The organism is Cryobacterium sp. Y50, assembly GCF_002929805.1.
GTDB lineage: Bacteria > Actinomycetota > Actinomycetes > Actinomycetales > Microbacteriaceae > Cryobacterium.
On the sequence record NZ_PJJM01000066.1, the window covers coordinates 25,790 to 35,554 of the forward strand.

General features: G+C 63.6%; 10 protein-coding genes and 2 pseudogenes. 4 read left to right on the plus strand and 8 right to left on the minus strand.

Annotation, left to right across the window (positions count from 1 at the left end; all coding sequences use genetic code 11):
* Nucleotides 1–94 precede the first annotated feature (94 nt).
* Nucleotides 95–694 (plus strand): histidine phosphatase family protein, encoded by a 600-nt coding sequence (locus CXY73_RS03235; RefSeq protein WP_104176823.1) that lies wholly within the window; start codon nucleotides 95–97, stop codon nucleotides 692–694.
* A gap of 45 nt (nucleotides 695–739) precedes the next feature.
* A complete protein-coding gene (locus CXY73_RS21795; protein WP_158254011.1) occupies nucleotides 740–883 on the plus strand; it encodes a hypothetical protein in 144 nt (47 codons plus the stop codon).
* A gap of 39 nt (nucleotides 884–922) precedes the next feature.
* Here CXY73_RS21795 and CXY73_RS03240 read toward each other — a convergent pair whose 3' ends face one another.
* Nucleotides 923–1,213, minus strand: a complete 291-nt coding sequence (locus CXY73_RS03240; protein WP_104176824.1) for a hypothetical protein — start codon at nucleotides 1,211–1,213, stop codon at nucleotides 923–925.
* Between the two features lie 67 nt (nucleotides 1,214–1,280).
* Here CXY73_RS03240 and CXY73_RS03245 point away from each other — a divergent pair, with 67 nt between their 5' ends.
* Nucleotides 1,281–1,553, plus strand: a complete 273-nt coding sequence (locus CXY73_RS03245; protein WP_104176825.1) for a glutaredoxin domain-containing protein — start codon at nucleotides 1,281–1,283, stop codon at nucleotides 1,551–1,553.
* A 99-nt stretch (nucleotides 1,554–1,652) separates the two neighbouring features.
* The gene (locus CXY73_RS03250) at nucleotides 1,653–1,976 is read left to right on the plus strand and encodes a hypothetical protein (protein ID WP_104176826.1); all 324 of its coding nucleotides are present in this window, start codon (nucleotides 1,653–1,655) and stop codon (nucleotides 1,974–1,976) included.
* Nucleotides 1,977–2,083: 107 nt separating this feature from the next.
* Here CXY73_RS03250 and CXY73_RS23420 read toward each other — a convergent pair.
* The 7 genes and pseudogenes from CXY73_RS23420 to CXY73_RS22560 all read right to left on the minus strand — a co-directional run.
* A pseudogene (locus CXY73_RS23420) lies at nucleotides 2,084–2,341 on the minus strand (LLM class flavin-dependent oxidoreductase); the annotation flags it as partial.
* Entirely contained in the window at nucleotides 2,254–7,110 is a 4,857-nt protein-coding gene (locus CXY73_RS03260; RefSeq protein ID WP_104176827.1) for an NAD-glutamate dehydrogenase, read from the minus strand. The pseudogene CXY73_RS23420 and the gene CXY73_RS03260, both read right to left, overlap by 88 nt.
* Before the next feature lie 209 nt (nucleotides 7,111–7,319).
* Nucleotides 7,320–8,108 (minus strand): hypothetical protein, encoded by a 789-nt coding sequence (locus CXY73_RS03265; protein ID WP_104176828.1) that lies wholly within the window; start codon nucleotides 8,106–8,108, stop codon nucleotides 7,320–7,322.
* Nucleotides 8,109–8,392: 284 nt separating this feature from the next.
* The gene (locus CXY73_RS03270; RefSeq protein WP_368665867.1) at nucleotides 8,393–8,938 is read right to left on the minus strand and encodes a Wadjet anti-phage system protein JetD domain-containing protein; all 546 of its coding nucleotides are present in this window, start codon (nucleotides 8,936–8,938) and stop codon (nucleotides 8,393–8,395) included.
* Nucleotides 8,916–8,999: pseudogene (locus tag CXY73_RS23425) on the minus strand (hypothetical protein); the annotation flags it as partial. The gene CXY73_RS03270 and the pseudogene CXY73_RS23425, both read right to left, overlap by 23 nt.
* A 34-nt stretch (nucleotides 9,000–9,033) precedes the next feature.
* Nucleotides 9,034–9,456, minus strand: coding sequence for a type II toxin-antitoxin system VapC family toxin (locus CXY73_RS03275; RefSeq protein WP_104134758.1), 423 nt, complete (start codon nucleotides 9,454–9,456; stop codon nucleotides 9,034–9,036).
* A partial coding sequence (locus CXY73_RS22560; protein WP_233198112.1) for a hypothetical protein occupies nucleotides 9,453–9,765 on the minus strand: 313 nt, incomplete at its 5' end. The genes CXY73_RS22560 and CXY73_RS03275, both read right to left, overlap by 4 nt.

Below are 9,765 nucleotides of genomic sequence, written 5' to 3' on the forward strand. Positions count from 1 at the left end.
GCAGGCGGGTCGTCCGCTCCCCCGGCGGGGCAGCAGCGGCTGGGCCGAAACGTAGACTTGAAGGGCAGCACAATGGCCAATGCGAGGAGCCCGAATGACCCAGAACGACATCGTTCTTATTCGCCACGGCCAGACCGAGTGGAGCATCTCCGGCCAGCACACCGGACGCACCGACGTTCCCTTGACCGACTTCGGCCGCCAGCAAGCGGATGCCCTCGGTGAGATGCTGGACGGCCAGCATTTCGATCGGGTCTACTCCAGCCCGCTCGTGCGCGCCTGGGAGACCATGGAGCGGGCCGGTTACTCCAGCCAGGGTGTGGCGAACGACGACGTTCTGGAGTGGGACTACGGGGTCTATGAGGGGCGCCGCACCGTCGACATCCGCTCAGAGATACCCGGCTGGACCGTGTGGGGTAACCCAATTGTGGGCGGTGAAACGGTCGATGAGGTGGGGGCGCGCGCCGACCTCGCGATCGAGGAATGCCTCGCCGCCGAGGGTCGCGTCGCGGTCTTCGCCCACGGACATTTTCTGCGTATCATGACCGCGCGCTGGATGGGCCTGCCAGCAGTCGCTGGCAAAAATCTCAGCCTCGGCACTGCAACCGTCTCCACCCTCGGCTGGGAACGCGAGAACCGAGTGCTGCAGATGTGGAACGACGCCTGCCACCTGAGCTCGATGGACCCGGTGGTCTGACGCTGCACGGACCAATACCCCTAGTTCGGGGTAGGAAGATTCTCTATGTTGAAACCGTTGTCGTCGGGGCGTGCGAACGGAACTTCGACCGACGTGTTCATCTTTCAGGTCTCTCAGGACCGGCAGCAGGCCTCAGCCCAGAACCTGATTTGGCAGGTGGCCGCGCCCGTCGAGCCAGCCACCGGGTGAGGACGTGGGTAACGTATCGTCCCGTACGCCCTCACCAGTTCAGCGCACCGGCACCCAGGTACCCTTGACGCGCTCGGTGACCAGGGACGCCCGCAACTCGGCGACAACGCGCAGGTCGGCCACCACGTGGGCGCCGATCTGCAGGGCTGACGCCGCGTCATCCGCTGTAAAACGCACGATGACCCGAGCCGCGCCGGCGACGATGGTGAGGTCGGAGGCCTCTACCGTGGTGAATTCCGCCGCCGCCGCCGCGGCCCGCGGCACGACCGAGGCCGGCTCCGTTCCCGGGTGCAGGGAGTCGATACTCATGGTGACGCGATAAGAAGGCATGGTTTCAGGGTACGGGCAGCGGATGCCTTTCAAGGGCACACCCAGCCGCCCGGCTTAGGATGTTGGTATGACTGATACCACTGTCCCAGCTGCTCGCATCACGATGTATGGAGCCGAGTGGTGCGGTGACTGCCGCCGTTCCAAGTCGCTGCTCGACCGCCTTGAGGTCGACTACGACTATGTCGACCTGCTGCTCGTCGAGGATGGCGCCGATCGTGCCCGCGCCATCAGCGGTCGCACCAACATTCCCGTAATCGTATTTCCCGACGACACACACATGGTGGAGCCAAGCGACGCCGAGGTACGCACGAAGCTCGTGGCGCTCGGCCGCATCAGCTGACCAGCCGCCGACCGCGCACGCTGGCCGGCTCGCTTAAACGCGCCCGGTCGGTGAGCCGCTTCGTGCTACTGTCAGCCCAGGTACCAACGGGGGTCGCACATGCACGCAACGGTCACACAGAGTTCGCGCCGCGTTCCCATTTCGCTGTGGGTGAGCATCGTACTGTTTCTGCTGTACAGCGCGCTGGGCATCGCCGTTGGCGTCTCAATCGCCACGGACCCGGCAGCCGTGCTGGCGTTACTGACGGTGTCACCGCTCATGTTCGTCGGCATGGTCGTCTCGGTGGTGGATATCGTGCGCACCCGCAAACGCGGCGATGCTGACCAGTCGTATACCCGGCTCCAGTGGGTCGGTCTCGTGCTCATGGCCGTAGCCATGCCGATCTGGGTGACCGTCGCCATTCTGATCGCCACGCTGGTATAAACCGGGTCAGCGCCAGCCGAGGTCGGGCACGATCTGTTCAGCTTGCAAATCACCAAATGGACCCCCGGTGTCTTCGGCGAGCAGGGGCGAACTCATGAGGTTCATGCCGCCATATACAGCGGATTTTCGTAACGCATATCGATGACGCCGGTGCCGAGTTCGATTCGGCTGGTGCGGGCGGCCATCGCGGCGAGCAGCGGAAACGGCGACGCGAACTGCGGGGCAAAATGGTGCACTCGCAGGTAAGCGCCGTCGATTCCGAGGCTCTCTGTCGTGGTTAGCGGCGCACGATGGAACGCAGCAGCCGCACGGCAACCGACAGCGACGCCATGTCGTCTTGCGCGAGGGAGTTGACCTCCTCGAATACGCTGCGTGCCCGGCCCAACTGTTCGGCGTTGAGTGCTTCCCAGGCGAGGATCCGCTCGTCGGGGACGCCGGCATCCGTTTCATCGAGCACGGACCTGGCCATGTCGGCGACCGTGGAGTACAGGTCGTCGCGCAGGGCAGCGCGAGCGAGGGCCTGCCAGCGGTCCTTGCGCGGCAGCTTGGTGATGCGCTCCAGCAGGTTGTCGACACCGAACCGGTTATACACCGCGTAGTAGATAGGTGCGACCTCGGTGACCGGCACGTTGGACCGGGCGGCGACCTTGGCCACGTCCAGCAACGCGTATGCCTCGAACAGCTCCGACCAACGGCGACCGAGGTCGTCGGGCAGGCCCCACTCCCTGGCCTGCTCCTGCTGGGTTTCGAGGCGTTTGAGGTCAGCACCCTGCAGGTACTCCCCGAGGTGCGCGCGCATCAGCGCGACCTGCGGCTGGTACTTCGCGATCACCGCAGCGACCGGCATGGCGCCACCGTGGTTGACTTGCCAGCGCACCGCACGGTCGAGCAGCCGACGAATGTCGAGGTGAATCGCGGTCCACTTCTCGGTCGGGAACGATGACGGGAGGGCGTTGAGCTCGTCGACCATTTCGTCGAGTTCGAAGATTTCCCGCAGTGCCACGAAGGCCCGGGCGATCGTCGCCTGGTTCGCCGACGTCTCTTCCATCGTGCGGAAGGCGAAGGTGATGCCGCCCAGGTTGATCATGTCGTTCGCGACGACCGTCGCGATGATCTCCCGGCGAAGCGGATGCGTATCCAGCTCGGCATCAAAACGTTCAGACAGGTGCGTCGGAAAATAACGCCGCAGCGTGCTGCCGAACCAGGGGTCATCGGCCAGATCGCTATCACGCAGCGCGTTGGCCAGTTCGATTTTGGCGTAGGCCGCTAGCACGCTCAGCTCTGGGCTGGTCAGCCCCTGGCCCTGGTCGAGGCGCTCGCGCAACGTGGCCGTCGTCGGCAGTGCCTCGAGTTCACGCTGCAGATCGCCGGATGCTTCGAGCCAGTTCATCAGGCGCTCGTAGCTCGGGCTCCAGTTGTTCACGAGCACCCGGTCGTTGAGCAGCAGAATGTTCTGATCGACGTTGTCGACCAGAACGAGGCGGCCGACCTCGTCGGTCATCTCAGCGAGAAACTCGGCCCGTTCGGCGGGGTCGAGCTTACCAGCAGCGACCATGCGGTCCACGAAGATCTTGATGTTGACTTCGTGGTCGGAGCAGTCCACTCCGGCCGAGTTGTCGATCGCGTCCGTGTTGAGAATGACGCCGCCCAGGGCAGCTTCGATGCGTCCGAGTTGGGTGAAGCCGAGGTTTCCGCCCTCGCCAACGACTTTGACCCGTAGGTCCTTACCGTCGACGCGAATGGAATCGTTGGCCTTGTCGCCGACCTGCGCTGCGGTTTCGGTACTGGCCTTCACATAGGTGCCGATTCCGCCGTTGTAGAGCAGATCGGTCGGGGCCAGCAGAATCGCCCGCAGCAGCTCCGGCGGGCTCAGGTGCGTGGTGCCCTCGGGCAAACCGAGTACCACCTGAACCTCGACCGAGATCGGAACAACCTTGGACTGGCGCGGAAAGACGCCACCGCCGGCGCTGATCAGGTCGGTCGAGTAGTCCGCCCAGGACGAACGCGGCAGTTCGAACAACCGCTTGCGCTCGGCAAAGGAGAGCGCCGGGTTGGGGGTCGGGTCCAGGAAGATGTGGCGGTGATCGAAGGCCGCGACGAGCTTGGTGTGCTTCGAGAGCAGCATGCCGTTGCCGAACACGTCTCCCGACATGTCGCCGACGCCGACCACGGTGAATTCCTCGGACTGGGCGTCAACGCCGAGTTCACTGAAGTGGCGTTTGACCGACTCCCAGGCGCCTTTAGCCGTGATGCCCATCTCTTTGTGGTCGTAGCCGACCGAACCGCCAGAGGCAAAAGCGTCACCGAGCCAGAAACCGTACTCTGCGGCGAGTTCGTTGGCGATGTCCGAGAACGAGGCCGTTCCCTTATCGGCCGCGACGACGAGGTAGGTATCCGCGTCGTCGTGGCTGACCACGCGGTTGGGCGGAACAACCCGCTCACCCTCGGGCGTTGCCACGAGGTTGTCGGTCAAATCGAGCAGCCCGCGCACGAAGGTTTGGTAACTCGCGATGCCCTCGGCCATCCACGCCGCCCGGTCCAGGGCCGGGTCTGGCAGCTTCTTGGCGAAGAATCCGCCCTTGGCGCCGGTCGGCACGATGACTGCGTTCTTGACCGTCTGCGCCTTGACCAGCCCGAGCACCTCGGTGCGAAAATCCTCACGGCGGTCCGACCAGCGCAGACCACCGCGGGCAACCTTGCCGAACCGCAGGTGCACGCCCTCAACACGGGGCGAATACACCCAGATCTCGTACATCGGTCGCGGTGAGGGCATCTGCTCGATCTGCGACGGATCGAGTTTGATGCTCAGATACGGCTTGTACTGGAAGAAATTGGTGCGCAGCGAGGCTTCGATCAGGGTGATCAGCGTGCGCAGCACGCGATCGGCGTCGAGGGTAACGACCTGCTCCATGGCCAGGGTGAGCTGGGTGCGCACGTCGGCGACGCGCAGCATCCGCTCATCGTCGGTCAAATCGGGATCGAATCGAGCCTCGAACAGTGCCACCAGGCCACGCGTGACGGCCGGGTTAGCGAGCAGAGCGTTGGCGACGAAACCGTAGGAGTTGATGTTGCCGATCTGGCGCAGATATTTGGCATAGCTGCGCAGAATGACGACGCGGTGCCACGGCAGACCGTCTTGCAGTACCAGGCGATCGAGGCTGTCGGACTCGATGGCTCCGCTGATCGCGGCACCGAACGAGTCGGCGAGCAGGTTCCCGGTCGCGATCGGGTCGACTCCAGCCGGGTAGTGCAGGCCCAGGTCGTACAGGTAGAACCGGCGCCCGTCGGCGGTTTCGATGTCGAACGGCACCTCGTCGAGCACCTCGATACCGAGGTTCTGCAGAAACGGCAAAATCTGGCTCAGGCTCTTCGGTTCGGTCATGTACAGCTTGATACGGGCGTCTTCGGCGGGGTCACCGACATTTTGAGCCCGGTAGACGTGCAGTCCGGGGCGGGTGTGCGGGTCAGCAGGTGCTCCCACCTGCGCAGCGCAGGCCTCGAACCGACCGATGTCTTCGAGGGCATCGGTGATTTCATAGTCGACCCGGTAGCTGTCAGGAAAAGCCTCCGCCCACACGCTCGACAAGCGCTCGGCTTCTTCGACCGAGTGTGTTTCGCGCAACTCATCACTGATGCCCTCGGGCCACGACCGCACGGCCATGGCCAGGCGGTGTTCCAGGGCGGCGGCATCGACCGTGTCGGCGGCGACATCCTTAGGCAAGCGGATGCGATAGAACAGTCGCGCGAGCGCCGATTCGGTCATGCGCGCTTCGAAGTCGAGGGACTCCGAGTGGAACGTCTCCCGCAATGCCTTCTCGATGCGCAGCCGCACTGCGGTGTTGTAGCGGTCACGCGGCAGGTAGACCAGCGCCGACATGAACCGTCCGTAGATGTCGGGACGGAGGAACAGCCGGGTGCGCCGGCGCTCCTGCAGGCGTTGGATGGCTAGCGACGCAGTGACCAGGTCGGGGACTTCGATCTGGAACAGCTCGTCACGCGGGTAGGTTTCCATGATGCCCAGCAGGTCTTTTCCGCTGTGCGACTCGAGCGGAAAACCAACCTCGGTCATGACAGCCTTGACCTTTTCGCGCAGCACGGGCACGGCCGTCACCGAGCTCGTGTATGCGCTCGCGGCAAACAGACCGATGAAGCGCTGTTCTCCCTTGACCTGACCGGCGGCATCGAAACTCTTGATGCCGATGTAGTCGAAGTAGGCGGGGCGATGCACGGTGGAGCGCGAGTTGGCCTTGGTGATCACCAGGGCGGTGCGCTCGCGGGCTTTCTGCCGGCCGGCATCCGTTAGGTGCTGAATCTGGTGCCGGTCGTCGGCGGAACGCAGCAGGCCCAGGCCGCTGCCGTCGATGAGGGTGAGGACGTCTTCGCCGTCCTGGGTCTCAAGGTCGTATTCGCGGTAGCCGAGAAAGGTGAAGTTGCCTTCGTCGAGCCAGTGCAGCAGCTGCTGGGTCTGGGTGAGGTCCTTGACCTGCTCGGCACCGACGATCTGGTCGAGGGCGTTGGCGATCTGCATCGCCTTCGTGCGCATAAGCGGCCAGTCGGCGACAGCGGCGCGAACATCGCCGAGTACGGCGGTCACGCCGTCCACCAGCAGGGCCTGTTCCTCGTCGGTCGCACTATCGATCTCAATGGCGATCCACGACTCGAGGTGCGAGGCGTCATTGCCGGTGGCGATCAGGTGGGCAATATTGGGCATCGCCGAGGTGTCACCGCTGGAGACGCCGACCCCAGCCGGAATGCGGTTGATATCGACGAGTTCATTGCTGGCCTTGCTGCGGGCAACGATGAGTAAGGGGTGCACGACGAGGTGGATGGCGGAGTGCTGGCGCACCAGCTCGGCCGTGACCGAGTCGACCAGAAAGGGCATGTCGTCGGTGACGATATAGATGACGCTGCGACCGGGCTCATTCTGAATCTCGACCGTAGCCGTTTTCGGTACCCGGTGCTGCGCGACCAGCCAATGCGCTCGCGCTCGGGCTTGCAGTACTGGCGGGGAATAGTTCGCCGCGTCTTCGTCTGTCAGATGCTCATAATAATCAGTAATGAACGACTCGAGTGTGGAGTCAAGTGGGAATGAATCCGTCGGGGACAGACCCGTTGGGGTGAAACCAGACGACATCGAAAAAACGCCTCCATCAAATATCTGCGCAGGACTCCTGCGACGGGCACTTCGGTGTGCCCAGTCAAGCTAAATCATGGAGTTCCCTTACTTTCTCATCGTAGTGCTGGCCCCTACATCACAGCCGTGCCGCCGCAGAACCTGCGGCGGCACGAAAGAACTGATGAGCAGCCTGATATTAGCTTCGGCTTGGTCTCGGGCACGCTCGGTCAGTACCAGCCGACGGACTGCGAGTGCGACCAGGCCGCACACGGCGTTCCATAGGAGGAAGCCTTGATATAGCCCAGGCCCCAGCTGATCTGTGTCGTGGCGTTGGTCGCCCAGTCATTACCGGCCGAAGCCATCTTGCTGCCCGGCAGCGCCTGCGGAATGCCGGTCGCACCGCTATTGGAATTCAGCGCCGAGTAGGACCAGCCCGATTCCTTCTGCCACAGCCGGTCGAGGCAGCTGAACTGATCCTCGCCCCAGCCGTACTGGGACGCGGCCATTGAACGCGCTGTGGCGCGGGCGCCGGCGACGGTGTTGCTGCCCGCGAGGGACTCCATTCGAGCGGCTTCAGCGGCGGCCGCCGCCGCAGCTTCGGCTGCAGCAACTTCGGCTGCGAACCGGTCGACTTCGGCGGTGGCCGCAGCAACTGCGGCGGTCTGCGTCTTCGCCTCGATCGTGAGATCTTCGAGCTGGTCGATCGGCATGATCTCGTAACTGGCGAGCGAGCTGGCTACCGAGGTGAGGGTGGAGGCATCCACTTTGCTCACGCTGGCGGCAATGACCAGGTTGGCCTGCGAGAGGGCAACGGAGGCGCTGTCGCGACTGAGTGTCTCGCCGCGCTCCACGTAATAGTCAAGTTGTTGGAGCTGGCGGCCGGTGCTCTCGGCGAGTACGGTCGTGGCGGCGATGCTGTCATGCTTGGCATCTGCCGACTGGGCGGCGAATTCATTGCCGGCGACGAGGCCAGCGATGACGAGCACGGCGCTAGCGGCGAAGACGATCTGGTACACGCGTTTGCGTTTGGGGTTTTCTCGGGCGGTACGAGCATGGGAAGTTTTAGAGATTTTTTGGCGCATATCCTTCATCGGGAGCGAGGACGCGGCGCTAGGTACGCCGGCCCGCCGGGTTTCGGGCTCGCGCACTTCGGGACGGCGCGGGCAAGGTCGCTAGCTTGCACCGCCTTTTTGAACAAAACCTCACGATTTTCTTCGAATGCCCTGACTTTCGGTCACGATCGCTCTGCCGTGGCATAATTTGCGACCCGTTCCGCGATCGATGGCTCCACTTCGGGCGGTTAGCCGGCCAGGCGATCGGGGTTCGCGGCGACGGCAAGCAGCCGAAGCAGGGCATAGGACCACTCGATGCGTTCCTGCTCGAGGCGCACGTTTCCCTCCGAACGGATGCGTCCCAGCGCGGCCTGTTCCCCCGCCGTCAGCGTCGAATACGTTCCGCCGGCCGGCTTCGGCTCCGGCACCCAGAGATCACGAAATTGCAGCAGGGTCGCCTCGTCCATGAGGGTGCTCGTGACACTTCGGCAGCCCGCGCGGAGCGCGTGCAAAATAGCGAATCCGTCGGAGTCAAGGTCGCCCCAATAGATGACGCGGCCCGCGTTTATCCACGGGATGGCGCCGAGGCGCGGCGCAGCGTAGCCGCCGCCGTGCACGACGACCGCGCCCGGCAGATCAGGCATCGCAAACATGGTCTCGAGGTTTTCGAAGACGAACACCGTCGTCGGCGTGACGGCGAGTTCGGCCAGTTCCTCGACCGGCGCGATGTCCCTCGAGCCATTTGGTGTCGATTCCGCGAATGGGCAGCTGACGAATACGCCAACCGGATGCAGGGTGCTCGACCAGCCACGCGACCACCTGCAGCAGGACGCAGCAGGCATCCGTTCGCGGCACTTCACGAATTGTAGGAGTTATGCACTGCCGGCGGTCAGCGAGGCACCTCTGTCCACGGGTTTATCAGATCGATGCCGAGACCTTGAAAATCCTTGATATTTCTTGTGGCAAGCGCTACTCCCTTGGACCGACAGATCGCCGCGATCATGCCGTCCTCCACGCTGAGAAGATGCCCGCTCGCGCGTCGGGACTCCTGCATGAGCGCATAGACCCGCGCCGCGGTCTCGTCGTAGGGAAGCACTTGATCGGCGTAGCTCGTGAGCGTGCGCTCGATTGCCGTCATCAGTCCGTCCCGACGATGGCCGACCGGCAGGAGCCGAACCCCCGTGAGAATCTCACCGACACTGACCGACGTGAACGCCACGTCATCAGAGACTCGATTTAACCAGGCCAGCACCACACGGTCCGGGCTCGATCGAAGCGGCTCAGATACAACGTTGGTATCCAGCACGATCATGAGAGATCGAGTTCGCGACCGGTCGAACGATCCGGCAACTTCAGATCCTCACCTCGGAATTCCGCAGTCGCAGCGACCCACGCCCGGGCAAAGTCTCCGCCAAACACCGCAGCGCTCAGAATAGCTCGAGCCTCCGCCTCCATGGACTGATTGTGTGCAGCCGCGCGGACTTTCAGTCGGCGCTGTACCTCGTCATCAAGATTGCGAACAGTAATTGCGGCCATGATGGCCCCGTTACCTTGTTTGTAACCTCGGATGGTGTGAGTATCTGAGGGAGTTGGCCTGTCGGGTCCGGCATGATTGTTGCCC